Raw genomic sequence first — 23,319 nt, 5'->3', positions numbered from 1 at the left:
TCCCAGAGTTCGTCAGGAACCAGCCGCTGCGACAGATCAGCACCCACAACCACTCATGATGCCGCACGGGCCATGCACCACGTGAGACATCCTCTTAGATGCGATCTGCATCAACGCGCTGGTCCGGAAAGCCCCGATCCTTGCGGCAGATGCCCCTGCTCCTGCCTCTGTCCAGACACCCGTGGAAAGAGGTCTGGAAAGAGTTCTTTAAGGCCGGGTAGCGTTGGACCTGGATTCGCTCCACGGGCGTCTGGACCCCGTCGCGCAGTAGCAGCAATTGAATTCATTTGCTGCATTATGACGAAATCTGAATTTCGCGGAACAGTATTTTTGAGTTCCCATTGAAATTCGCCGCGAGGATTACTCTTTGGGGTCAAATGCTCTGTAAAACCATACCTCCTTAGAGCGTCTGCTTCGCCATCGGAAAGGCCTCCACTTTTATTTGCAACCAACGAAAGCCAATAACCCAGCACATTATTAAACTGAGGGTCATTTGCAGCCCTGGTGGCGGGTGGAAGATATCCCAACTGTTCAGGATGTGAAGTATACCAAGCGTGAATTTCTGCTGTTCTGTCTACGCCCAGATAAGGCATAATTGCATCTCCTGCGTTAGCTTTGCGTACTCTGCCGTAGATGTTCTTGCGACCAGTTCAACGTGCATGAGGATGGAAAGGTTCAGTGAACCGCCAGGGGTGCCTGTGTAACCGGTATGCGTAGGTTGTGCATTCGCTGCTGCGACCATTGTGCAGCCGCCTTCTTCCGGTCGGTCCGCGGGCGTGCAGCCGGGAGTGCTGCGCGGTTGCGCTATGGTGGCTGGCTTCGGCCGCTGGGCATTGGGCTGTCGCATTGCGCAGTCTGCGCAGTGTTTCGGACGTGGCGATTGCACATCCCGTTGACCTGCATGGTCGGGTCTGTGGTCGGGTGCGCAGGGGCCGTGGTCGGGGCGGGGGATTGGCGTTGAATCCCCTTGTGGCGCAGGAGACTTGAGCGGCTACGGTGGCGATCACGAGGTAGCTGGCACCCAGGGGGATCCGGCGCGTCGTCGACGCGATCCGCTACATCACCAACAACGGCGCGAAGTGGCGGGCGCTGCCCGCCGACTTCGGCATCCCCTGGCGGACCGTGTTCGGCTACTTCGCCCGCTGGGCGAAGGCCGGCGTCCTGCGGCACGTCCTGGACCATCTCCGCCAGCGGCTTCGCATCCGGCGACAGCGGTGTCCTTGGCCAGTCCGAGCGATCCGATCCCAGTCCGTCAAGGGCGCCGAAACAGTCTCGAAAGCGACCCGGGGCTACGACGACAACAAACACATCAATGGCAGGAAAAGACATCTCCTGGTCGACCAACGGCCTCCTCGTCGACCTCCTCGTCACCCCCGCCGACGTCCAGGACCGCGATGCCACCCGCATCCTCCTAACCCGCCTGCACACCGATCACCCCGAGATCCTGCTGGTCTGGGCCGACAACGGCTACGGCGGCGAGGAGTTCGCCACCTGGACACAGAGCACCCTCGGCATCACAGTCAAGGTCGTCTCCCGGCCCAAGGACGCCAAAGGCTTCGTCCTGCTGCCCAAACTTCTGTGGAATCAGGTTTGTCAAGTTCCTTCCGCGCGAGGAGGGGACGCCCCTGCGGCGGGTCTTGAGTCGGCATTCACTCAAAGTTCGCTCATCGAGCTTGGGTTGCCGTCGGGGGTTGCTTGCTTTCGGTTAAGTAGCGCCGACGTAGGCGGATGAAAGCGGTGGGGCAGGGACGGAGCGGGAGGAAGTCCTTGATCTGCTGGGCGCATTCGCGTGGGCTCGCTGTGCTGGTGTCGCACTCCAGGTCGTAGTCGCCGTGACGGTGAACCAGGTCGTACTGGTGCGCCGCAAGGCCCGACGGGCGGTCGCCCCGGGCCTGCTCACGGCGGGCGAGTTCGTCCAGCGGGCAGTGGATGCCGATGAAAAGGACGTCCTCCGGTCGCAGCACCGTCAGACAGTCAAGCAGTCGCCACGGCTCGCTCAGCACATGGTCGACCACTATGTCGTTGCCCGCCTCGGCCATGGCTGCGATCGAGCGGTGGAAGCCCATCCGGGTGCGCCGCAGCGCGGCGTCGAGTTCCTCCGCTCCGAGCTCGCGCTTGCTGCGCATCGCGTTGAAGGCATCGACCGCCAGGTGAAAGAAGACGCCGTCGTCCAGGATGTCCAGCAGTTCCCGCGCAACGCTCGACTTGCCTGAGCTGGACGTGCCGTTGAGGAAGATGATCCGACCAGGTGTCATATCCGCATGGTCACATGGTGCTGCCCCGGCGCCGCGGTCAGGGGATCTTCAGTGGGTCTCGGGGCCCGGCAGGGCCTCAAGGCTTGCCTTGGCGAACCTCGACGACCGGCAGCAGCGTCGCGGTGGCAGGGTTTCCGATCTGCTGCGGCGTCGGTCCGGCGGGAGTGGGGACGTCGGCGAGTCGTTCCAGCATTTGGTCGAGGGCGACTTGGCCGTCGTCGACGGCGGCGCGTTCGTCGTCGGTGAGTGGGATGCTGCTGAGCTTGAATGCGTGATGTCGGCCAGTCGTCCATGATCAAGCTGGTTGCGGTCATCCCGCCTGGGAACGAGCCGGTGCGGTCCGTAGACGGGTGACCTGGGCGCGGTTGCGGGCCCGGATAGCCCGGCGCTCCCCGGCCTCGGCGAGCACCGCGGCTCTGGCTTCCTCTCCGGCGTCGAACGCCGCCGGAGAGAAGCGGTCACTGGCTCTGACGTGCCGTTCCCAGTCGTCCTGCCAGAACTCCACCGTCCAGCCCGGCCACAACTCTGGTACCTGGTAAGCCTGTGGCGAGGAGTAGAGGGACCACCAGCCCAGATGGCGACGTTCCGGGTCGAGGTGGATGCCGGAGTTGACGTGCAGGCGGCAGCCTCCGTGCCCGGGGGCGTCCGCCAGGCGGTCGAGCAGGGCGGCGCCCTCGCGGACAGGGTGGTCGAAGGCGTCAGAGGCGACGTGGCAGCGGCCGGTACTGACCGTGATCACCACACCGCCTGGGTCGGGCCCGGCCAAGTCCTCGTCGTCGGGGGTGAGAAGCGGGGCCAAAGAGGGGTCCGAATCGCGGCAGCGGACGTACTCCGGGTCCAGCCCGACGTACTCACGCAGCTCGGCCGAGCCGTCGAACAGCCAGCGGACCTCCCAGCCCGACCACGCAGCTTGGATCAGCTCGAACACGGCCGCGCGGTGGCGGAGCTCAGTGCTAGGCCCCTCCCAGGCGAAGAACAGGAGCACCTTCCGGCCGAGGTCGAGCAGTATCCCACCCTGTGCCATGGTGTCGTCCAACCACCAGCCGTCCTGGCGGAGTCCGGGAAGCATGGCGAGAACCGACGTCAGCCCTTCCAGCAGGTCGAGGTCAATTCCGACCGCCCAGCCGGTCCGGTACAGCTCATGTGCGCCGTTCTCGCGGACCACGATGACGTTGGCTCTGTCTCCCATTGGGTCAGGATGACCGGGCGGGAGGCTGTCGGCCATCCGATTTCAGCGGCTTCGAGGCTCCGGTGTCCAGAGAGTGAAGGCGTGCCGACAGGATGGGGACGGAGGTCGTGGTCATGCCCCTTGGAGTGGGGCATGATCATGTTCCAACGGCCATGCGGAGGGCCGTGTCGACTCCGAATGCGTGATGTCAATCAGTCGTCCATGCTCAGGCCGGTGCCGGCCAGACAGCCGTCGACCAGGTCCGGACGGTACTGGATCTGCTTGAGCCTGCGGTTGACGGCGCGGGTGATCTGGCCGAGGTCGGCTGCGGCGAGGTTGCCGATGTCGCGCTTGACCAGCGACCAGATGCCCTCTTGCGGGTTCAAGTCCGGCGAGTAGCTCGGAAGCTGGAAGACGGTAAGCCAGTCCGCGTGGTCGGCGATGAATCGGCGCATCGGTTCGACCAGGTGCATGCGCAGGTTGTCCCACACGAGCACGATCGGGCCGTCGAGCTGGATGTGTGCTCTGACCAACAGGTCGCGCCATCCGATGCCCTTCGGCTCGCTCTTGCGGCCTCGGTACTCGCGGACCGAGTAGAACATCCGCGAGCGGCTGCCCGGCTTGTAGCAGGTCAGCCCGGCCATGGACACCCGGCCCGAGCCCCGGCCACGGACCCTGACCACCGGCGTTGAACCCTTGCGTCCCCAGCTTCTCGCGCGCGGCGGCGTCATCGACTGACCGGCTTCGTCCTCGAAGACGATCCAGCCGTCGCACGCCGCCGCGGTGCTCTTACCGGCGGCCAGGCCTCCTTCTTCCATACCTCGACCGCCTGGTCGTCGCGTTCGATCGCCCGCCGGGCCGGCTGCTGCCAGGACCAGCCGTGCCGCTTCAGTAGCTGCCAGGTGCCCTCCACCGTGTAGCTCACGTGGAACAGCCGGCCGATCAGTGTCTTGATCCGGGCCAGGGTCCAGCGCTGGTCGGCCCAGCCGTGGAGCAGCGGCCCGCATTCCAGTTCCCGCTCCAGCCTCGCGATCTGCGCTTCGCTGAGCCTCGGCCGCCCCGGCGATCCCTTCGACAGGACCCCCGCTTTGCCGCGCTCGCGCCACTGGCGGCGCCACCGCTCCACGGACCGCTCACTGACCCGCAGCGCGGCAGCAATCTTCGAAACCGACAGCATCCCAGCCGGCAACCTCCTCAACGTCCTCGAAGACGTCATCGAACAGGCTAAGCAGGCCGTGCACGACGTCGCCGGGACGGGCTCTGCATCCGAAGGCACCGGCACGACACTCACCGCGATGCTCTGGACCGGATCACAGCTGGCCCTCGTCCACATCGGCGACTCCCGCGTCTACCTACTGCGCGGCGGAGAGCTGTTCCAGATCACCCACGACCACACCATGGTCCAGTCGATGGTCGACGAAGGACGCCTCAGCCCGGAAGAAGCCGCCTCCCACCCCCAACGGTCGCTCTTGGTGCGGGCCCTGGGCCCAGGAGCCGACACCAACCCCGACATGCGCCTCCACGAGGCCCAGGGGGAAGACCGATATCTCCTGTGCTCCGACGGCCTGTCGACTGTCGTGCCGACCCAAGAGATCCACCGAGTACTCTCCGCGATCAGTGAGCCCGAGCAGGCCGTCCGCGAACTCATCGCCCTCGCCAACCGGGCAGGGCGGGTACGGGGCCGGCCGACTCCGATGCGGGGCACGGACAGCCGCTCCAGGACGGGGCGGAGTTGAGGGCCGTCTCCGTGATGTCCGGGTGTCAGGAGGAAGGCGAGGGGCCGGCATCGTCCGTCGGCTGCGAGGTGGATCTTGGTGGTGAAGCCGCCGCGGGAGCGTCCCAGACACTCGCCGATCTGACCACTTCCTCCAGCCGGACGGCCAGTTTCCGAATCACCGGATCGACCTGGTTCGTCCCCCGGCCGGGCCCCCTTTGAGGAAGCGCGGCGGGCGGCGTCTTCCGTGCGCCGGCGGCGTGCTGGTGGGCACGCACCGCCGTGGAGTCCACCGACACATCCCAGTCGATCCCGCCCGCGGCGTCCTCGGCAGCCTGCACCTTCGACAGCAGCATCTGCCAGGTCCCATCCGCCGACCAGCGGCGATGGCGCTTGTAGACCGTCTCCCACGGCCCGAACCGTTCCGGGAGATCCCGCCACTGCACCCTCGTGCGGACCCGGTAGAGCACCCCGTTGATCACCCGTCGGTGATCACTCCACCGGCCCCCACGCGCACCACCGCGAGGTAAGAACGACTCCAGCCGATCCCACTCCGCATTCGTCAGATCACCACGTCCCATGCAGCCAGCCTGCCCCCAACACCCCACCCACGTAAGGAGATCCGAGAAACAGCGCCTAGTACTGCAACGGTCTTTGGCCTGATGGTTGGGCAGTTTCTGGTGGTGTGTGGCCGCGCCGTTTGTAATGGCTGACGCGGGCTTGCTGCTGGCGCCGGCGGCGCCAGCAGGACCAGTGCAGGACGTGCTCGACGGATGGTGGTCGGCGGTGGGTGAGTCGGGTGATCAGGCGTCGGAGCTCGGGGAGGGTGAGGGGGATGAGCTGGGAGGATCCGTTTCTGCTTTGTCTGTGTCGAGCTCGCGGGCTCGCAGGACGGTGAGGCAGGCATGGGCGGCCATGGCGAGGGTGATGTGGCGGTGCCAGCCTGGGTAGCGGCGGACCTGGTAGTCGTCCAGGCCGCATTCCTGCTTCGCGCTCTGGAAACACTCCTCGATCGCCCAGCGGCTGCCCGCGACGCGGATCAGCTCGTCGAGGGTGGTCTCGGCGGGGCAGTAGGCGATGTAGTAGGAGATCTGGTCGGGCCGGCTCACACTGCGGCGGGCGATCACCCAGTGCCGGCGGTCTTCGCGGTGCCAGGGCCGGACCTCCACTCTCGCCCAGTCGTAGACCCAGGGGCCGTGGGCTCCGTTCCCGCAGGAACGACGCTTCCACTTCTGCCGCGGTAACCCATGGAAGAGGTCGTGGACCGGGTGGTCCATGGCCCAGCGGGAGACGACGGTGTCATGGCGGGTGGTGGCCATGACGTGGAAGACATCCGCCCGCTCGAGCTCGGTCCGCCACCCTTTGGAGAAGCCGTAGGCGGCGTCCGCGGTCACCCACCGGAACGGGATCTTCTCAGCGATCGCCCGGCGGACCATCGCCTTCGCGATCACTACCTTCGTCTCGAACGCGACGCCATCGTCGATGCCGGCCCGGAGGCAACGTTCCCGGTCATCGGTCCATGACGTGGGCAGATACAAGCGGCGGTCGATCAACGTGCGGCCGCGGGCACCGGCATAGGCCAGGAAGACACCGACCTGACAATTCTCCGTCCGGCCCGCCGTTCCCGAGTACTGACGCTGGACGCCGGCCGAACGGACACCCTTCTTCAGGAAGCCGGTGTCGTCCACGATCAGCACCGCACCCGGGTCACCGAGATGTTCCACCACGTAGTCGCGGACGTCGTCCAGCACCTCATCAGCATCCCAGTCAATCCGGTTCAGCAATCGATGGATGCGGTCCGGAGCACCGTGACCTGCCTGTTCTGCCAGTGTCCAGCCGTTCTTCCGCTCCAGCGGGGCCATCAACCCCTGCATATACGCAAGCGCCGACTCCCGCGGCTCACTCCGGCTGAACCGATGCACGAACCCTCCGTGCAATCGCTCCAACTCACCAGCCCACAACCTGACATCAGCAAGGTCCCCACCCATAACCACACCAACGAACGACCTGGCCAATAGTCACGGCATAGACCGTTGCAGTACTAGGGACTGTTTCTTGGATCATGTGCGGAGCCAGATCATCCAACGATGGCGACCCCAGATTGGTGATCGCATCGTTGAACCGGCTAGTGAGCTGTCCCTGTTCGGCGACCCGTACTTCCCGCCAGGTGAACAGCAGCGCCAACACTGCGGCCAAGCCAGGCAATGTGGCCACTGTGAGCCCTAGCCATTGGGCCCGGCCCAAGCCGCCGGCACCCTGCGCGCCCGCACCGCGGCTGCGGCGCCGTTGTCCGACCGCGCGCCTGTGCGCGATCCGGCTCAGTCCTCCACGGCCTGTATTACTCCTCACTTGGTCCATGGCAACCGACAGACACCGAAACGAGCTGACGCCACACTGGCGAGGCACCCGATCGCCAGCACACACTAGGCGAACCCTGCCACGCTGTCGGCGCCGTCCACCAGAGCAACCCACGCTGACTGCGGGTCAGCCGCGTGCTCACGGCACAGCCGGGCGAACACCTCCGGGGGCACCTGGTCGGCGACCCCGTCGGACACCAGCAGCACCAAAGAGGCGTCCTCCACGGGGATCTGCACCTGCCGACACGTCGCAGACGAGGCCTGCGCGACCCCCAAGCGGCACCAGTTGTCGTGCTTCGCGGCCTCCAACAGCACGGCCGCCCCTCCGTTCCTACGCAGCCAGTTGCCCATGGTCTGGTCGTCGGACCAGAGGCTGAGCCCGTCGCCCTCCCGCCAGCCGTACGCCCGGCAGTCTCCGATCCAGTGGACGGACGTCGGTGCCCCGGCTCCATGCGGGCGTACACGGCTGACGCGTGCGGCGGCTGCTCGTAGGCCGCGGCCATCTGCCCGGCCGTCGTCAGCCCGGCCAGCCGGCCCAGCGCCATCCCGATGTGCGTGATCACCGCCGCGGTGAGCGCGGAATACCGCACCGTGTCCGGGTGGTGGCCGGCGCCGTCCACCACCGTGGCACACACCATCTTCCCGCGGCACTGCACGTCGGCCCCGTCCGCGCACGGCGGCTCGCTTCCCGACCGCTGAGCCACCCCCACCACGATCCTGTCAACGCCGCGTGCGTTCTGCTCTTCCATCGTTCGTGCCTCTGCACCAGGCCCGGGTGGCCCTCATGCCCTACAGGCGTCGCGGGACAGAACAGTGGGGATACTTAACGATGTTGAGGCGGATGTGACGCCTGTGGCCGTGAACGCCCGCAGGCGGAGGCGCAAGGCCGGCCAGCTGCCAGCGAGCCGGAGCCGGGGAATCCGGAATCCGCAGGTACGCGGCCAGAACGGCTGAGATCATGGCCAGAGGGTCAGCTCGTGATCACGGCACGGCAGTGGGGGCGGCGATGTACGAGAAGAACACGGTGCGCGCGGTCGCGTTCGACTACAAGGCGGTGCTTCGGGCCCCAGGACTTGCTCACGATGGGGTTCCCGCTCTCCTTGCGTGGTTGGACGAGCGGGACGTGGCCTTCGTTCTCCTGAGCACCGACCCGATGGAGGCTGACGCCGCCATGGCTGCAGCTGGCCTGCCCGCTCCCGCCCTGCACCTTTCACTCGACGACATCCCGGACAAGAAGAAGCGCGGGAGTGGCGTCTGGCTACAGGAGGTCGCACAGCGACTCAAGCTGCGCATGAACCAGCTCCTGCTCGTCGGCACCACCAGGTGGGACTGGCTTACCGGGATCAACGCCGGCGTCGCCTACATCCACGCGAATTGGGCCAGCCAGGTCAGGGACGCGAAGGGCATGAACACGCTGTCCGCCGTCGATCCCGAGGGCGTGGCCGAGTTCCTGGAGCACTTCTTCCTGCCCGAGCCGCGCTGGACCTTTGCCGACGACAGCACAGATCGTGCCTTCCGAATCCGCTCCCTGCTGCCCCCCAACGTCCGTTTTCCATACGCCGCCAACCGGAGGACCTTCGAACTCCAGGACGTTTTCACCCGAGGCCGGACCATCACCATCGGTAACCAGGACGCCCGCGACATCCTAATGCTCCGCCTGCTTTCCTCCGCCTACCTCGACGGAACACTGCCCGGCCGCAGTCTCTTCTGCGTCTACCCCAGCAGCAACGTCGGCAAGGTGAGTGCCCAGCTCGCAGGCTTCCTGGAGAAGGCCAAGGTCATGGTCGGCTCCTACTACAAGGAAGACCTTCTCGAGCGGGTCATCGCTGCGCCGGACACCAGCATCGAGCGGGTCAAGCGGAACAGGGGCGAGGCGTGCACGGCAGACATCTCGATCGCTGCCCAGACCCGCACCGTCCGCATCAACCCCAAGCACCGCGGCAAACTCGATGGCAAGACCGTCGTGGTCTTCGACGACTTCACGACCGAGGGAACCTCCATCGAATGGGCCCGCACCCTCCTGCTCAGCGCCGGTGCGGCTGAGGTGATCGCTTTGACGGTCGGCAAATACGGCTCCCGCCACACAAGGTATGAGCTCCGCCCTGGGACCGAGATCAACCCGTTCGACGTCAACAACCTCACGGCGGCGGACTTCGTGAAGACCACAGTCGCCAGAGGAGCGGGCGAAGGCCTCGAAGCCTCCCTTACGGCGGCTGTGAATCACTTCATCGCCGCTGCAGAGCACCAGGCTGCGGCACAGCAGGGCCCTCCTACAGTCCCCGAGAGCGGCCGGGAGGCCCGACTCTGGCCGCCGGCTGGCCGACGTTCGGCCATGACCGACTACAAAACCGCGCGGCAGCGGCACCTCGCCGACATGCTCACCCACCTCCAGCAGCGGCAGGTGTACCCCCTCGTCTGGCGTGGCGAGTACCTCATTCCGGCAGGCAAGACCACGACCAGCGCGCTGTGGTGGATCGCGCTGCCCGGGCAAGTCGAGCATTGGTACGACACCAGCGAGGCCGAGCGCCTGGTCAACGGCATCTGTCTGGCGGCAGGGATCATCTGGGAACCGGTTGCAGCGCCCGGCGGCGCCACCCAGCTCGCCGAAGCCCTCGCCCGTATGGAGCAGCGTCGGCGCGCCTGAGAAACCGGCCCGAGGGCCCCTTCCCACACGTACGGGGGCCGCGTACGCCATGATGGAAGTGGCCCGAGACACCGCTTCATCCTTCGAACATCCCGGGGCCACGAGTAGAAGGACACCGTGATGGATCTCGATATCACCGCTGACCAGCATGATCTGCTGACCCTGTGCGCGCTGCGCACCGGCGACGCCACCCTGGACTGGAGCCTGCTCGCCCGCAGTGCCCAGAGCCCCAAGGGCCTGGCCGCGCTCATGGACGGACAGCTGCACGAGGACTCGCGTGCCGCGACGAAGAACCGTCCCCTGCTGCAGCAGGCCCTGGCCGCCGGCCTGGACGATGCCCGTGCCCGCGTCGACGACGAGCTCGCCGAGGCCAGCAGCGGCGACGCGCGCCTGGTCACGGTCCTGGACAAGGACTACCCGGCGAACTTGAGGCTGATCGGCAACCTGCCGCCGTTTCTCTTCTACCGCGGCGAGCTCGACCAGCGCGACGCCCGCTCCATCGCGATCGTCGGCACTCGCCAGGCCACCGAGGACGGGCTGCGTCGGGCTGCCCGGATGGCCCGCGAGCTCGTCGAGCACGACGTCGTGATCACCAGCGGTCTGGCCAAGGGCATCGACGCGGCAGCCCACCAGGCCACGCTCAGCGCGGGCGGCCGGACCTTCGCCGTCATGGGCACCGGCATCGCCGCCCCGATCTACCCGGCCGAGAACCGTCCGCTCGCCAAGGCGATCCTCGCAGCCGGAGGCGCGCTGCTGAGCCAGTTCTGGCCCACGAGCCCCCCGGCGAAGTACACCTTCCCACGCCGCAACGTCGTCACCTCCGGTACCACCCTGGGCAGCGTCGTCATCGAGGCTTCCAGCACGTCGGGCGCCAAGATGCAGGCCCGCCTGGCCGCCGAACACGGCAAGCTCGTCTTCCTCATCCGCTCCCTCGCCGACACCCAGCCTTGGGCCAAGAAGATGCTGGCCGAGGACCGGGCGATCCTGGTCACCGCCTCCCGCGACATCACCGACCGCCTCGGCCAGGCCGCGGACATCCAAGCCGCAGGCCAGCAGCGCCAGCAACTCGCCCTGGCCGGCCTGTGACGGCAGGCCTCCCGGACCCGGCAGGCTTCCCAGACTGCCCGGTATGCGCCTACCGCATCACCGGCACCGCCCGCCTGTGCTCCAACTGCGCCGGCCGCACCCTCCAGCCGGTCGCCGAGCCCCACTGCCCGGTCTGTTCCCAGTCCGTCGCGCCCGGCAGGCAGTGCAGCAACCGAGTGTGCGCGCTATCGGAAGCCGAGCGGGGATTCTCCCGCGTCGACGCAGTGGCCATGTACTCCGGAGCCCTGCGCGACAAGATCCACACGCTGAAATACGAGGGGAGGGCCGGCTGGGCGATGATCTTCGGCCGACTCCTCGTCGGCTGGATGGAAAGCCACCCCGAGGAGATGCGCGGCGTCGACCACGTGGTCGGCAACCCCACACACACCGGCCGCCAGCCCATCCAGCACATCGAGGCGATCATGGATGCCGCCTACACGGAAGACGTGACCCGAGCCTTCCCGCTCAGCCCGCCGGGCGCGCACCGGCTGGTGAAACACGCCGAGACGCCACGGTCCGCGAACCGCACCCTGGACGAGAAACGCGCGGCCGCCACCGCGCATGCCGCCGCCCTGACCTGGACCGGAGACACCGGCGACATCAAGGGAGCCACCATCCTGCTCGTCGACGACGTCTTCACCAGCGGATCGCAGCTCCAGCACGTCGCGCTCCGGCTCCGGGCGACCGGCGCCGCCGACGTCCGGGGACTAGTTCTCGCCCGAGTCTCTTGGAGCGGATGACCCCCCCCGGACGCGCCGTGTCGACCTCACGCGGCCTGCCCAGGGCGGTGGTCGAGCGGCGGCTGAGGCGCATCTGGGAGATCTGGGGGGAGCCGCCTGGCGTCACCGGCCAGGGCCGGTGACGCCGTGGTCGGGGCATCAGCGTCGGGGAGGACGACGATCCCGCCGAGGTGGTCGGTGACCCACGGCGGAGGAGTCCGGCCTTCGAGGACGTCCCGTACGTAGTCGGGGACCTCGGCCCGCAGACCGCGGAGCATGTGCGCGAGGTACGGCACGGAGAAGTGCCCGAAGTCGTTGGGGACGTTCTCGAAGAGGGCGCCGGTGACCGGGGCGGCGCGTTGCATGACTGCGGCGCCGGCGAACTGGCCGTTCCTGATCCGCTGGACCGGCCGGAGCAGCTCTCTTGCCACCCGGCGAGACCCCCGCTGAGGCTGCCGCAGGAAGCGCTCGAGGTCCTCGTCCAGTCCGTGGGCGAGAGGCACGATTGGCGCGTCCAGGCCCTCGGGGCTGGCGATGTGCGCCAGCAGGAACCTGAGCCAGCTCATCGAGGAGAACCATGGCAGGCGCGTCGTCTTCGCGGCCCACGGGGAGACGGTGATCACCGCCCACACCCTGCTGCTCGGCATCCCGATCGGCTCGCCGGCCGGATTCACCCACAAGCACGCCTCCATCACCCGCTGGCAGCACCACCGCAACCGCCTGGGCCAGACCCGCTGGATGCTCGACCGGCACAACGACACCGAGCACCTCAGTCTCCTCACGCCGGAGCCGACTCCGTGATCGCGACCTCGCGCGACCCCCGGATACGACTGGCGCACCACCTCCTTGGCGCAGTCGACATCGCAGCGGACCCCGCGCTCCCGCCCCGCGTTGTACGCCTGGTGGCCGGGGACGGGCGTCAGTTCATCGCGAAGCAGCACGCGGAGCGAGACCGGTACGCGGGAGAACTCCACGCCTACGGGGCGTGGGGCACTCATCTCACCGGCCACGCGCCGGAGTTGGTCGGCTGGGAGGACGCCACCCGCACCATGCTGCTCACCGCGCTCGCAGGCGACCGCGCGGACACCGTCGCTCCGGGCTCGCCCGAGGAGGAACTGGCCCACCACGAGGCCGGGCATGTGCTCGGCAAGCTGCACCGAGCCACCGCCATGCCCCAAGGCGGTGCCGTCGGCGCCGCACTCGCCGAGCGGTTCCAGCGGTGGATCGACCGGGCCGTCCACGCCGACCTGCTCGACGCGGCCGAGGATAACCTGCTGAAGCACCACGCAGTGATCCTGGGCAGCAGCTACATGGACAGCGCGATCTGCCACCTCGACTACCAGCCGCTTAACTGGCTGCTCGGCGACACCTTCGGCATCTACCACTTCGAGCACATGCGACGCGACGCCCGGGTCCGCGACTTCGCCCGGCTCGAATTCCGACGCTGGCAGGCCGCACCCCACCTCCGCACCGCCTTCTTCGACGGCTACGGGCGTTCGCCGAACGACGCCGAACGACGCCTCCTGGAGTCCTTCGGCGCCATCGAGGCGGCCACAGCCCTGGTCAAGGGCCACCAGGAGAACGACGCCGCTCTCAGCGCGCACGGCAGAGCCGTCCTGTCCCGGCTCACCTGACCTACCCCTTCGACGACACCTCTCTGGAGATCCCCGTGCCACAGCACGAGCAGCCCTCGACCAACGCTGCCCCCCGACGGGCCGTGGTGACCGGCTCCGCCGGATTCATCGGCTCCCATCTCGCCCACGCCCTCGTCCAGGCCGGCACCACTGTGATCGGCGTGGACCGCCGAGACCCGTCCACCGACCCGACGGCTGCCGCCAACCTCGCAGCGCTGCGAGGACGCCCGGGATACCACCACGTCACGGCCGACCTCCTCCACTGTGCGATCGACCCGCTCCTGATCGATGCCGACGCGGTCTTCCACCTCGCCGGCATCCCCGGTGTACGGCCCTCCTGGGGACTGCAGTTCAGCGACTACCTCGCGTCCAACGTGCTGGCCACCCACCGCCTCCTCGAAGCCGCCACCCGGATCGCCGTCCCCCGACTGGTCGTCGCCTCCTCCTCCAGCGTCTACGGTCCGACCGGCGGCGACGCGAGCCTCGAGACCGACTGCCCCAACCCCGCCTCCCCGTACGCCGTGACCAAGCTGGCCGAGGAGCAGCTCTGCCTGGCCTACGCCGAGCGCTCCGTCGGCCCCACCGCCGTCGCCCTGCGGTACTTCACCGTCTACGGCCCCCGGCAGCGCGCCGACATGTTCACCCACCGCGCCCTGTACGCCGCCCTGACCGGACAGCGGCTGCGCCTGTACGGAGACGGCCACCAGCGCCGCGACTTCACCTACATCGACGACGTGGTCGCCGCCACGATCGCCGCCGCCGAAATGACCCTCCCTGATCAGCCGCCAACGACGAACCTGCTGGTCACCAACTTATGGCCAACCCTCAGAAGATCTGCACCCACGGAACATCGCTGGTCTTCAAACTCCAGTCCGCCGTGGCCACGTCGCACACCTCCGAGTTCAGGGTGTTGCGACGACCAGTTGAATTCACCCTGACAGCCGTGGTCGGCGTGATGGATGAGCTTGCCGGGCTCGACCTCACGGGACGCGAGCGCGTACTCCAGGGTGGTCAGGACCCAGGGTCCCGGCGTTTGCACGGATCGCCTAGCCTGGGTCGGTTGATCATGCTGGCGGGTCCTGGAAGCAGATGAACACGGCACCTGTGGATCATGGAGTTCTCTACGCTGCAAGATCCACGAAGGCGCCGTGTTCGTTCTTCCATCATCCCCTGCCGTCGTTCCCGTCTCTCCGGCGCCCCGCCCGGAGGCCCTCGGCTCGGATGCCGCACGAGGCCAAGTCCGTTGCCTGGTTGCCGAGTTCGAGTCGGTCGCCGATCCTCGCGGGGCGTGCGGGGTGCGCTACCGGGTCTCCTCGCTGCCGGCCCTGGTGGTCTGTGCGATGACCCCGGCGGGCCATGACTCCATCACCGCGGCGGCGGAGTGGTGCCAACGCGCCGCCCCCGAGGAACTGGCCGCTTTCGGCCTGCCCTGCCATCCGTTGCCCGGCCGCTACCGGATCCCGAGTGAGAAGACCTTGCGCACCGTTCTGGGGCGGCTCGATCCCGGTGAGGTCAGCGCGGCCGGCTACGACCACCTGCGGCCCCTGCTGTCCACGGTGTCCCACTCTCCCGAGCCGCTCATGCCCGACGGCGGTATCGAAAGCGAACAGCGCCGCGCCCACCGGGCGGCCGCCCGCGCCGAACCGGTGCGCTCCCGGCGCCGGGCCATCGCGGTGGACGGCAAGTGCCTGCGCAGTGCGAAACGCCCGGACGGCAGCCGGGTCTTCGTGCTCTCCGCCGTCCGGCACGGCGACGGCATCACCCCCGCTTCCCGCGAGATCGGCGCGAAGACCAACGAAATCCCCGAGTTCCAACCCCTGCCCGACCAGCTCGACGACGCCGATCCCAAGGGGGCCGTCGTCACCGCCGACGCCCTCCACGCCCAACGCGACCACGCCACCTACCTGCACGAACGCGACGCCCACTACCTGCTGACCATCAAGAACAACCAGCGCGGCCAAGCCCGTCAACTCCATGCCCTGCCCTGGAAGGAGATCCCCGTCATCCACCGTGACGACGCCCGCGGCCACGGCCGCCACGAACAGCGTCTCGTCCAGGTCGTCACCGTCAACGGCCTACTCTTCCCCCACGCGGCCCAGGTCCTGCGCATCCAGCGCAGAAGCCGTCTCTACGGAGCGAAGAAGTGGTCCAGCGAGACCATCGACGCCATCACCGACCTGCCCGCCGAGGAGGAGAGTGCCGCCGGGATCGCTTCATGAGCTCGCGGGCACTGGACGGTGGAGAACACCGTCCACTGGTGTCGGGATGTGACCTTCAACGAGGACAAGTCCCAGGCCAGGACCCACAACACGCCCTCGGTCCTCGCCGCCGTCCGCGACCTGGTCCGCGGTGCGCTCAAGCTTGCCGGGTACGTCAACACCGCCGCCGGCCGCCGGGCCCACACCGAACGCACCCTCGTCCTCAGCTTCTACGGCATCACATGATCAAACCGGACGACCCGGGCAAACGCCGGGGCCCTGCCCTGGCCTGCCTTTCACCAGCCACCGAAAAGGAAACGGTCCACCGACTCCGTCGGCGGACCGTCATGCCCTGGAGCGGCAACGCTGAAATAGCTCACCTTCTCGGGTTGTAGCCTGGCTGCGATGACCCCTGATCGTATCTTTGCGCCTGGGCATAATTCGGAGGATTTGAGACGGTGACGCTTGATGTACTTGACGACTGCCTTCGGGTGAAGAAGGTGACAAGCTGCCGATTGAGAGCCTGCTGTTGAGCTATTATGGGCGGGCCAGGATTCCGTAGGGCTGCTTCCGCACCCTGCATATTACCGACGAAATGCGAGAGTGTCGTCTGGTTGTTACTGAAACTCTCCGCATCAACGTTTCTCGATCGATAGGCTCTCGCTTCAAAAACTACCAGCGGTACCTGCGACGCTCTGTCAAGGTCAGGTAGGGCTGTCATGGTAAGTATAGCGCTCATGCCGACCGACCGCCGATAGTCGTCTCTCAGCGATGTCATAACCAAGTCTCTCACTGTACGCGAGTCTTCGAGCGGCAGCGGAATATCGAGGCTGCTTTTTTCTCGAATCTTGAATACTTCTTCAGTAAGGTTGGGATGTTTGAATTCAAGTTGACGGGACAGGAGTCGCGCAATCATTTCCGAGTTTGATGCGAGAAATTGCTGAGCGGGTTGTGGAAGCTGCTTGCGCAACACCGAGACATCATGTCTCACAAGGGCCAGACTGTTATCTTTTATATTGCTGCCCCTGCGGGTTTCCATGTCTGCCGTTCCTAGCGCGGCTGCTGCCGAAGTAATATAGAGAGCCGTGGCCAAGCCGCGAACCTCTTGCACGGAATGATCAGGGAACTGTGCATATCCCTTAACCCACTGTCCGGGAGCGGGAACCTGCGTCGTTGGGAACTGCTTACCGAACGCATAGATGGAAGCAACCGCGTCACCGAATTCAATGGCAGATTGCGCCACGATTTGCGCATTTGAATAAGTGTTTGGTTGCTTAGGTTTATGTGAGGCAGATTCACGCAGTACCCCCTCGACGAAGTTTTGCACTTGCGACAAGGGGACGCCCACGTTGTAGTGCACGCTGTGAGTTCCGGCAGGAGATCCGAGGATAGGGGCACCCACGCGGGTCCCCTCGCCTAGGGTGGTGATCCTCCAATCCTCATCCCGTAAAATATCACGCAGCTTCGCCGCCTTTCCGACGGGAATGCTATTCATGGCATTTTCGAAATCCGAGAAAACGTCGTGCATGGCCTTGGCATTTGGACGGTTCTCAAGCTCTCCATCACGTGAGATGCCTACGATCAACTCAGGAATGGCTATTTCGATTTCTTCGGCTCCCCTCCCGCCAGACAGCCTGGCCTGTTCCTCGGTCCAGAAATATCTACCCTTTCCGTCGGTGTAAGCGTCTTCGTTCTCCACTACGACCTGAACATTAAGACCTTTGTAGAGTCGTTCGGCTAGAACTTCCCCGCGTAGATTGAGTGGCGCCTCCATCGAAGACAGGTCCAGACGGTTCGGAAATTCTGCTTCTATCCCTGATCCCATACGGGCGCTGTCCTCCTGCTGTTCGTCGCTGGCTCCGATGATCGGCAGCCGTAGCACGCGTCTTACCGGTAAAGACCGCGAAGCGCAGTCGTCATCCCTGCTACGGCAGGCCGGGCTGATGCGTTCAAACTCAACGAGATGAGCCTGGATCCATCGATCGGTGACCGAGGCGGGACGGGTCTGACGCAGAGAGATGCCCGCTCAGCTGCGAAGATGGGAGTTCCGACGCTTCCATCAGCACCCAGGGCAGTTTCAAAGTCCTGTCGATGAGGGATCCGTGCTGGTCACGGCATCATGACGCTCACCGCCAGCCATGGAATCTTCCCTGGCACCCCCATCGACCTGGTCGGCACGATCGGCCACGCCGCCCTGAGCGACCTCTTGCCCGCCCACCGACGGCAACGAGTGAAGGCCCGTACCCGCAAGAACCCCACCAGCAAGTACGGCCCGAACGCCGGACAGCACCCCCAGAAGGCCCAGAACTACACCGTCCACACCACCGTCGCATTCTTCGAAGGGTGCAATCTTCTGAGGGTTGGCCATAAGTTGGTGACCAGCAGGTTCGTCGTTGGCGGCTGATCAGGGAGGGTCATTTCGGCGCCGGAACATTCGAGCCGCGCCGACCACCGCGGACGCCGCCTGCGCGAGTCGCCCAGCAGGACAGGTGGAGATGTGACCCCGCAGGTCACGCCTGATTTGCCCGCACCCTCAGAAGATCTGCACCCATCTCGGAACGACGGCAACCCCACGAGGTAGACCCAGCCCGTTTCCATTTGCCGCCGCCTCCACAGCCGCGCGACGACTTCCTGCTGCTCGGTCCCGAGAAGAGGATCGGCGGGCAGCACGACCCGGACCGGCACAGGCACGAGTTCGGGATCAGCGTCGGAAGGCGGTGTCACCGCACCACCGTAGGCAGTGAGCCGGTCCCACCCGCGCGTCCGCGCGGGCAGCATCTCGCCTCACGGGTCCGGACGCTATTCCCCGAACGGCTTGTCCTCCCCGGCTCACATCTCATGGGAGAGCATCAGGGTCAGTACGGGTGCGCCCGTATCGCCGGGCTCGGTGATGGCGATGAGCCGGTCCTCTTCGCCGGTGGATGCCTGCCCGGAAGGCAGGTCCTCGGCAGGCACTACGAAGCAGACCTCGTTCGTGGGGGACTGCTCGATGGCCCGTGCGACCGCAGACAGCACCGCGTGCAGCCGCCCGTCCTCGCCACTGTCGTCACCCGCCACAAACGCCCGCCGCGCGTCTGCGGTGATGATCAGCGGCATGGCGATCCCGGCAGCCGAGCCCGCTTCGGGCGGGATCTTGATGAAGGTGCCGTTCGCGTAGGCCTCTTCCCGTGTGTAGGAGAAGACCTCGGGCCCGTAGTCGTCATCCACGGCCATGTCGCATGCCCCGATCTCTCAGCTCCCGCTTGCCCTGCCCCGTTGAGCTCGCCGCCTCCGGTCCCAAGACCGCTGTCCCCCGCAGGGGTGAGTACGGCTGAGCACTCCAGTCGCACGGCAGCTCGCCAACCGGCGTCAACAGCTCGGTGATTCCACCGCGCCCGCGACGGAATCTGTCCACAGGGAGATCGTTTTAGCGTCCTTTCCGAGCGCAGGTATCCGCTTTTGGCGACACCGTCGCGCTCTCACGCACACCCGCGTACGAAGGGCGTTGGACGGTATGGCGCAGACGAAGTTCGACCGGCAGGTGGAGGAGACCTCCGAAGCCGTGATGTTCGGGATCGGCCGCTTCCTGGGCGGCCGGGACATGGACGGGGTGAAGCGGACCGACGCCACGTTCTGGCGCCCCGCCACCCGCGTCCTGCCGAAGGTGGAGGGCAGTGTCTCCCGTTCGTCGTACCGGGCTGGGTGGCAGCGCCTCACCTTCCGGATGACCTTCCTCAGCGCGGCCGACGGGGGCGGCTGGTGGACCTGGGAGAACCAGGACACCGCCCGCGACCTGATCGAGCACCGGGAGGCCACTCTCCACACCCTTCAGACGGGCGGTATCGGCGCGGCCTCCGCCATGGCCGCCGGCGGACTCGCGTACGGGCTGCTGACCCGCGAGCGCCGGGAGCTGATGCGTGAGTGGGTCATCCCGCTGCACCAGGCCCTCACACAGCCCCTCGCCATCGCGGAGCAGACCGACCCGCGCCGCTACCTGCACGTGCCGAAGAACTTCAGCGACGACGACGCGCAGATACGCGTCGACCTCCCGGTGCACCTCAGGTTCTCCCGCGACCTGGTCGCCGACCTCATCACCCAGAAACTCGCCCTCGAGGGCGTGACGTTCTCTTGGCACCCGGCCGGACGCACGCCGTACGTGCTGGTGAAGAAGACCCGCAAGCCCCCGGCGAAGGCCGCATTCAAGGACGCCAAGGTGCGCGAGCTAGTGGCGAAGGCCCCCGAGTCCGCGCCGGTCATCGGCATCGGCACCAGCGGCAAAACGGTGTCGGTCGACCTGGACGCCGATTCGCCGCACATTCTGGTCAACGCCTCCACCGGCGGCGGCAAGTCGGTGATCCTGCGCTGCATCACCTGCCGGATGCTCCACAACGGCTCACAGGCGTACATCCTCGACTACAAGCGGATCTCCCACCCGTGGGCGCGCGGCATACCCGGCGTCACCTACTGCGCCGACATCGCCGACATCCACGACGCGCTGATCGAGCTCGGCTGGGAAGGCCGACGCCGGGTGCGCGTCGCGGACGAACTCGGTGTCGACGCCATGGACGCCATCGGACCCAGGCTGCTGATCCTCCTCGAAGAGGTCAACGCCACGATGAAGCAGCTGGCCCGCTACTGGGAGCGGACCCGCGAGTCCGGCGACCCGAAGGTCTCCCCGGCGATCGACGCGCTCAACGAGGTCCTCTACATGGGCCGCCAGGTCCGCATGCACGTGCTCCTGGTCGCGCAGTCCGCCACCGCCCGAGCCCTCGGAGGCCCGGAGGTCCGCGAGCAGTTCGCCACCCGCATCCTCGCCCGCTACAGCATGAACGCCTGGCGCATGCTCGCCCCCGAGATCCACCCCGCACCCAAGTCCACCAAGCACCAAGGCCGCGCCCAGGTCGTCATCGGCGGCACCGCGAGCGAGACGCAGGTGCTGTTCTTCACCGACGCCGAAGCACGCGAGTGGGCCACCACCGGCCCGCAGCCCACCGCGAAGACGCGCCCGGCCGTCCCGCCCCAACCCGCCCCAACCCGCCCCCGTACAGCTCCAGAAGGCCGCTGTCAGCCCCGCCACCGCCACCGTGGACGACGGCGCCGCTGACCCTGCCCACCGCCCCGGAGACGGCCGCACAGCCCGCCCTCGCCGCCGCCCAGAGCCCGACGGTGACACCGCCGCCAACTCCGGCCACGTTCGACGACGACCAGGCGGTGGGGCTGCGCGAGGCCCACGAACACCACCTGCCGGAGATCACCCTCGCCGCCCTGCGCTACGCCCGCGCCTACGACCCGAGCTTCCCCAGCTTCGCGGCCAAGCGCGGCGCCGAACTCCTCTACCGCGTCGGCGACCTGAAGCGCTGGGCACGCAACCGGCCCCGCGCCGCCGTCGGCACCACCGACCTGGACTGAATCGCCACCGTCCAGCCCGGCCTGGAGAACACCCGGTTCACCAGGCACACCACACCCCTTGAAAAGGAACAGCCCACCATGACGAAGAACCTCCCGGACCTGCTCCGCCTCACCGACCCCGTGCGCAAGACCCTGGGCGCCCTGCCCGCCTCGACGGCGGTGATCGGCGTCGGCACCGACGGGCAGCCGGTCACCGTCGACCTGGACGGCGCCCCGCACATCCTGGTTTCCACCTACGGCGGTGGCGGAAGCTCAACGATCCTGCGCACCCTCACCGCCCAGCTCCTGCACCAAGGCGCCCACGCCCTGATCCTCGACTACAAGCGGATCTCCCAGACGTGGGCGCGCCAGCTGCCGACGGTGACCTACCGCGCCGACGTCGCCGACATCCACGACGCCCTGACCGGCCTCGCCGCCGAACTCCGGCGCCGCATCGACGTCGTCGACCGCCACGGCTCAGACGTCGGACTGCTGCGCCTGGTCGTCGTGTTCGAGAACGGCGACGCCACCCTGCGGAAGCTGGCCCGCCACTGGGAAACAGTCCGTCGGCCGGGCGACCCGAAGGTGTCCCCGGCCTTCACCGCGCTGACCGACGTCCTGTTCGCCGGCGCCATGGTCCGCATGAACGTGCTCTTCGACGGCCACCCCACCCTCAGTGTCCTCGGGCCGGAAGGCCGCGAGCAGTTCTCCACAGTCATCCTCGGGCAGGTCCCCACCGGTACCTGGCGCAGGTTCGCCCCGGCGGCTGGTACCGCCCCCAAGGACCGCGGGCGCCCGCACCGAGGCCGCGTCCACGTCATACAGCGCGGCGACACCGTCCATCAGACGCAGGTGCTGACCCTGACTGACCCCGAAGCCCTCGGGCGAGCCGCCGGCGCCTGCTGACCCGGGACCGGAAACGCCGCAGGCCCCGGGGGAGAAGACGTCCCCGGGGCCCGGTGTATGGAGTCGTGCCGCGTTCAGCCCGCCTCGGGCTGCAAGGGCTCCACCTGGCGCAGGCAGTACATGCACCTGGACTCCGCATCGACGCGGCCCATGCACCGCCGGCAGCCCCCGCGCTCGCGGACCGGGCCCCGGCCGTCCGCGCAGCCCGGGCAGGTCATCACCCGGCTGGCGGAAGCCGAAGCTGACCGCCCACCCGTCGCCCTGTGCAGCGTCGCGCGCCAACTGCGAGACCTCGGAGGCGGAGCGCGCGTCTTCGTCGTCGCCGGTCTCCACCGCCAGGTAGACCGCGAAGCAGTCGTCGGTGTCGCACACGACAGCCACTCCTGTAGGCAGTCGGCCGTGTCGGGGTTCCTGACCCTCGGGGCGGTCCAGCTCAGGGTCTGTTTCATCAGCCGGAAGGTGTGCTCCAGGTCGAAGCGGCGGAGGAAGGACTGCTACCAGCGGTCCACGTCCGCCGGTGCGGCGGCGGTGGCCGAGCACCACAGCCAGACCGGTTTCGGGTCACGGTCACCAGGCAGGCGCTCGACCTTCAGGCGGATCAACGTGCCGTGCAAGACGGGGAGTTCTTCCTTGGCGTGGTCCAGCCAGCGGCCGCGGTGAGTGAGCCGGGGCGCTCACTCGCTCGAGGACTCTTTCGGCGACGGCGATTTCGTCCCGCTCGGATCGCACCTCGGCCAGCTGTGCTTCGAGGTCGTCCAGTTCCGCACGACGGGCGGTGATCCGCTCCATCAACTCGGGATCCAGCATGCAGCAGCTCGTAGAGGCCTTCGGGCTGTGGCGAGCAAGAGACAATACCATCTCATGTCCCTGTAGCGCTACGCCTCTTTCGCACCGGATCCCCTAACGTGCCCGCGAGCTTGAACCTTGAGGAAGTCCATTACCAGGAGAAACAGTACTTGTTGGAGCACCCCGCGAACCGGTGTAGTCGATATACCGCTCCCACTCTTCGACGGATGGGGACCTCATGCGAGCTGTCTGAGCAAGAGCGTCCTGCCGACTCGACGTCTGGACCTGTTGCGTCCGGTGGGCGGCAAGGATTTGCGCCACCTGCGCCTGCTGGTCCGGAGGCAGCTGCGCCACCTGCTCTTGAGTCCGCCGGACAGCATCGTTGTGCCGTTGCGTCCGGTGGGCGGCAAGGATTTGCGCCACCTGCGCCTGCTGGTCCGGAGGCAGCTGCGCCACCTGCTCTTGAGTCCGCCGGACAGCATCGT

Annotated in this window: 21 protein-coding genes and 5 pseudogenes; 16 read left to right on the top strand and 10 right to left on the bottom strand. The window is 67.1% G+C overall.

Annotation, left to right across the window (positions count from 1 at the left end; translation table 11 throughout):
• Positions 1–110: 110 nt before the first annotated feature.
• A complete protein-coding gene (locus ABT070_RS43780) occupies positions 111–593 on the bottom strand; it encodes a hypothetical protein (protein ID WP_351768651.1) in 483 nt (160 codons plus the stop codon).
• A 421-nt stretch (positions 594–1,014) separates the two neighbouring features.
• Here ABT070_RS43780 and ABT070_RS43775 point away from each other — a divergent pair.
• Together ABT070_RS43775 and ABT070_RS43770 are read left to right on the top strand one after the other, a co-directional pair.
• Positions 1,015–1,161, top strand: a pseudogene (locus ABT070_RS43775) (transposase); the annotation flags it as partial.
• A gap of 151 nt (positions 1,162–1,312) precedes the next feature.
• A complete protein-coding gene (locus ABT070_RS43770) occupies positions 1,313–1,732 on the top strand; it encodes a transposase (RefSeq protein WP_351768649.1) in 420 nt (139 codons plus the stop codon).
• Here ABT070_RS43770 and ABT070_RS43765 read toward each other — a convergent pair.
• On the bottom strand, positions 1,665–2,255 hold the full coding sequence (locus tag ABT070_RS43765) for a chloramphenicol phosphotransferase CPT family protein (protein WP_351768648.1): 591 nt from the start codon (positions 2,253–2,255) through the stop codon (positions 1,665–1,667). The genes ABT070_RS43770 and ABT070_RS43765 overlap by 68 nt on opposite strands.
• Positions 2,256–2,343: 88 nt before the next feature.
• On the opposite strand from ABT070_RS43765, the gene ABT070_RS43760 reads away from it, so the two are divergent.
• The gene (locus ABT070_RS43760; protein ID WP_351768646.1) at positions 2,344–2,550 is read left to right on the top strand and encodes a hypothetical protein; all 207 of its coding nucleotides are present in this window, start codon (positions 2,344–2,346) and stop codon (positions 2,548–2,550) included.
• Positions 2,551–2,565: 15 nt separating this feature from the next.
• Here ABT070_RS43760 and ABT070_RS43755 read toward each other — a convergent pair whose 3' ends face one another.
• Together ABT070_RS43755 and ABT070_RS46365 are read right to left on the bottom strand one after the other, a co-directional pair.
• Positions 2,566–3,444, bottom strand: a complete 879-nt coding sequence (locus ABT070_RS43755; RefSeq protein WP_351768645.1) for a hypothetical protein — start codon at positions 3,442–3,444, stop codon at positions 2,566–2,568.
• A gap of 191 nt (positions 3,445–3,635) precedes the next feature.
• Positions 3,636–4,585: pseudogene (locus tag ABT070_RS46365) on the bottom strand (IS630 family transposase); the annotation flags it as partial.
• On the opposite strand from ABT070_RS46365, the pseudogene ABT070_RS43740 reads away from it, so the two are divergent.
• A pseudogene (locus tag ABT070_RS43740) lies at positions 4,569–5,159 on the top strand (PP2C family protein-serine/threonine phosphatase); the annotation flags it as partial. The pseudogenes ABT070_RS46365 and ABT070_RS43740 overlap by 17 nt on opposite strands.
• Here the strand turns inward: ABT070_RS43740 and ABT070_RS43735 are convergent.
• The 3 genes and pseudogenes from ABT070_RS43735 to ABT070_RS43725 form a co-directional block, all read right to left on the bottom strand.
• A pseudogene (locus tag ABT070_RS43735) lies at positions 5,060–5,718 on the bottom strand (IS5 family transposase); the annotation flags it as partial. The pseudogenes ABT070_RS43740 and ABT070_RS43735 sit on opposite strands and share 100 nt — an antisense overlap.
• 222 nt (positions 5,719–5,940) lie before the next feature.
• Positions 5,941–7,125, bottom strand: a complete 1,185-nt coding sequence (locus ABT070_RS43730) for an IS701 family transposase (protein ID WP_351768640.1) — start codon at positions 7,123–7,125, stop codon at positions 5,941–5,943.
• Between the two features lie 435 nt (positions 7,126–7,560).
• Positions 7,561–7,731 carry a hypothetical protein gene (locus ABT070_RS43725; RefSeq protein ID WP_351768638.1) on the bottom strand — a complete coding sequence of 57 codons (171 nt, stop codon included), beginning with the start codon at positions 7,729–7,731 and terminating at the stop codon, positions 7,561–7,563.
• 769 nt (positions 7,732–8,500) lie between these two features.
• Here ABT070_RS43725 and ABT070_RS43720 point away from each other — a divergent pair.
• From ABT070_RS43720 to ABT070_RS43710, 3 genes are all read left to right on the top strand, one after another.
• The gene (locus tag ABT070_RS43720) at positions 8,501–10,138 is read left to right on the top strand and encodes a phosphoribosyltransferase (RefSeq protein WP_351768636.1); all 1,638 of its coding nucleotides are present in this window, start codon (positions 8,501–8,503) and stop codon (positions 10,136–10,138) included.
• 120 nt (positions 10,139–10,258) lie between these two features.
• Positions 10,259–11,224, top strand: coding sequence for a DNA-processing protein DprA (locus tag ABT070_RS43715; RefSeq protein ID WP_351768634.1), 966 nt, complete (start codon positions 10,259–10,261; stop codon positions 11,222–11,224).
• Between the two features lie 230 nt (positions 11,225–11,454).
• Positions 11,455–11,964, top strand: coding sequence for a ComF family protein (locus tag ABT070_RS43710; RefSeq protein WP_351768632.1), 510 nt, complete (start codon positions 11,455–11,457; stop codon positions 11,962–11,964).
• A 26-nt stretch (positions 11,965–11,990) separates the two neighbouring features.
• Here the strand turns inward: ABT070_RS43710 and ABT070_RS43705 are convergent, their stop codons facing one another.
• Entirely contained in the window at positions 11,991–12,509 is a 519-nt protein-coding gene (locus ABT070_RS43705) for a hypothetical protein (RefSeq protein ID WP_351768630.1), read from the bottom strand.
• On the opposite strand from ABT070_RS43705, the gene ABT070_RS43700 reads away from it, so the two are divergent.
• The 4 genes and pseudogenes from ABT070_RS43700 to ABT070_RS43685 all read left to right on the top strand — a co-directional run bounded on the left by ABT070_RS43700 (position 12,478) and on the right by ABT070_RS43685 (position 16,021).
• Positions 12,478–12,744, top strand: a complete 267-nt coding sequence (locus ABT070_RS43700; protein WP_351768629.1) for a histidine phosphatase family protein — start codon at positions 12,478–12,480, stop codon at positions 12,742–12,744. The genes ABT070_RS43705 and ABT070_RS43700 overlap by 32 nt on opposite strands.
• Positions 12,741–13,577: an aminoglycoside phosphotransferase/kinase family protein gene (locus tag ABT070_RS43695; RefSeq protein ID WP_351768627.1), complete on the top strand. Its 837-nt coding sequence runs from the start codon at positions 12,741–12,743 to the stop codon at positions 13,575–13,577. Before ABT070_RS43700 ends, ABT070_RS43695 begins: the two co-directional genes overlap by 4 nt.
• A 35-nt stretch (positions 13,578–13,612) precedes the next feature.
• A complete protein-coding gene (locus ABT070_RS43690; protein WP_351768625.1) occupies positions 13,613–14,515 on the top strand; it encodes an NAD-dependent epimerase/dehydratase family protein in 903 nt (300 codons plus the stop codon).
• Between the two features lie 210 nt (positions 14,516–14,725).
• Positions 14,726–16,021, top strand: a pseudogene (locus ABT070_RS43685) (ISAs1 family transposase).
• Between the two features lie 130 nt (positions 16,022–16,151).
• Here the strand turns inward: ABT070_RS43685 and ABT070_RS43680 are convergent.
• Complete coding sequence (locus ABT070_RS43680) at positions 16,152–17,657, bottom strand: hypothetical protein (protein ID WP_351768623.1); 1,506 nt, start codon at positions 17,655–17,657, stop codon at positions 16,152–16,154.
• A gap of 237 nt (positions 17,658–17,894) precedes the next feature.
• Here ABT070_RS43680 and ABT070_RS43675 point away from each other — a divergent pair, with 237 nt between their 5' ends.
• Positions 17,895–18,179 (top strand): hypothetical protein, encoded by a 285-nt coding sequence (locus ABT070_RS43675; RefSeq protein WP_351768621.1) that lies wholly within the window; start codon positions 17,895–17,897, stop codon positions 18,177–18,179.
• 425 nt (positions 18,180–18,604) lie between these two features.
• On the opposite strand, the gene ABT070_RS43670 is transcribed toward ABT070_RS43675, so the two are convergent.
• Complete coding sequence (locus ABT070_RS43670; protein ID WP_351768619.1) at positions 18,605–18,982, bottom strand: hypothetical protein; 378 nt, start codon at positions 18,980–18,982, stop codon at positions 18,605–18,607.
• A 286-nt stretch (positions 18,983–19,268) separates the two neighbouring features.
• On the opposite strand from ABT070_RS43670, the gene ABT070_RS43665 reads away from it, so the two are divergent.
• The 4 genes from ABT070_RS43665 to ABT070_RS43645 form a co-directional block, all read left to right on the top strand.
• The gene (locus ABT070_RS43665) at positions 19,269–20,858 is read left to right on the top strand and encodes a pRL2-11 (RefSeq protein WP_351768617.1); all 1,590 of its coding nucleotides are present in this window, start codon (positions 19,269–19,271) and stop codon (positions 20,856–20,858) included.
• Positions 20,859–20,920: 62 nt separating this feature from the next.
• Positions 20,921–21,163, top strand: coding sequence for a hypothetical protein (locus ABT070_RS43660; protein WP_351768615.1), 243 nt, complete (start codon positions 20,921–20,923; stop codon positions 21,161–21,163).
• Positions 21,164–21,241: 78 nt separating this feature from the next.
• The gene (locus tag ABT070_RS43655; RefSeq protein ID WP_351768613.1) at positions 21,242–22,048 is read left to right on the top strand and encodes an FtsK/SpoIIIE domain-containing protein; all 807 of its coding nucleotides are present in this window, start codon (positions 21,242–21,244) and stop codon (positions 22,046–22,048) included.
• 1,083 nt (positions 22,049–23,131) lie between these two features.
• On the top strand, positions 23,132–23,319 hold a 188-nt coding region (locus tag ABT070_RS43645; protein WP_351768611.1), incomplete at its 3' end, for a hypothetical protein.

It is taken from the genome of Streptomyces sp. NPDC002884, from assembly GCF_040295245.1.
Classification (GTDB): Bacteria; Actinomycetota; Actinomycetes; order Streptomycetales; family Streptomycetaceae; genus Streptomyces.
Note: the sequence above shows the minus strand (reverse complement) of the source record. Positions and strands in the feature narration are given on the sequence as shown.

Coding starts and splice junctions, on each gene's coding strand:
- ABT070_RS43765 (WP_351768648.1), bottom strand. CDS start 2,255: ATGACACCTGGTCGGATCATCTTCCTCAACGGCACGTCCAGCTCAGGC.
- ABT070_RS43710 (WP_351768632.1), top strand. CDS start 11,455: ATGTACTCCGGAGCCCTGCGCGACAAGATCCACACGCTGAAATACGAG.
- ABT070_RS43655 (WP_351768613.1), top strand. CDS start 21,242: ATGACGAAGAACCTCCCGGACCTGCTCCGCCTCACCGACCCCGTGCGC.
- ABT070_RS43675 (WP_351768621.1), top strand. CDS start 17,895: ATGACGCTCACCGCCAGCCATGGAATCTTCCCTGGCACCCCCATCGAC.
- ABT070_RS43770 (WP_351768649.1), top strand. CDS start 1,313: ATGGCAGGAAAAGACATCTCCTGGTCGACCAACGGCCTCCTCGTCGAC.
- ABT070_RS43705 (WP_351768630.1), bottom strand. CDS start 12,509: ATGAGCTGGCTCAGGTTCCTGCTGGCGCACATCGCCAGCCCCGAGGGC.
- ABT070_RS43755 (WP_351768645.1), bottom strand. CDS start 3,444: ATGGGAGACAGAGCCAACGTCATCGTGGTCCGCGAGAACGGCGCACAT.
- ABT070_RS43730 (WP_351768640.1), bottom strand. CDS start 7,125: ATGGGTGGGGACCTTGCTGATGTCAGGTTGTGGGCTGGTGAGTTGGAG.
- ABT070_RS43700 (WP_351768629.1), top strand. CDS start 12,478: ATGTGCGCCAGCAGGAACCTGAGCCAGCTCATCGAGGAGAACCATGGC.
- ABT070_RS43665 (WP_351768617.1), top strand. CDS start 19,269: ATGGCGCAGACGAAGTTCGACCGGCAGGTGGAGGAGACCTCCGAAGCC.
- ABT070_RS43780 (WP_351768651.1), bottom strand. CDS start 593: ATGCCTTATCTGGGCGTAGACAGAACAGCAGAAATTCACGCTTGGTAT.
- ABT070_RS43720 (WP_351768636.1), top strand. CDS start 8,501: ATGTACGAGAAGAACACGGTGCGCGCGGTCGCGTTCGACTACAAGGCG.
- ABT070_RS43715 (WP_351768634.1), top strand. CDS start 10,259: ATGGATCTCGATATCACCGCTGACCAGCATGATCTGCTGACCCTGTGC.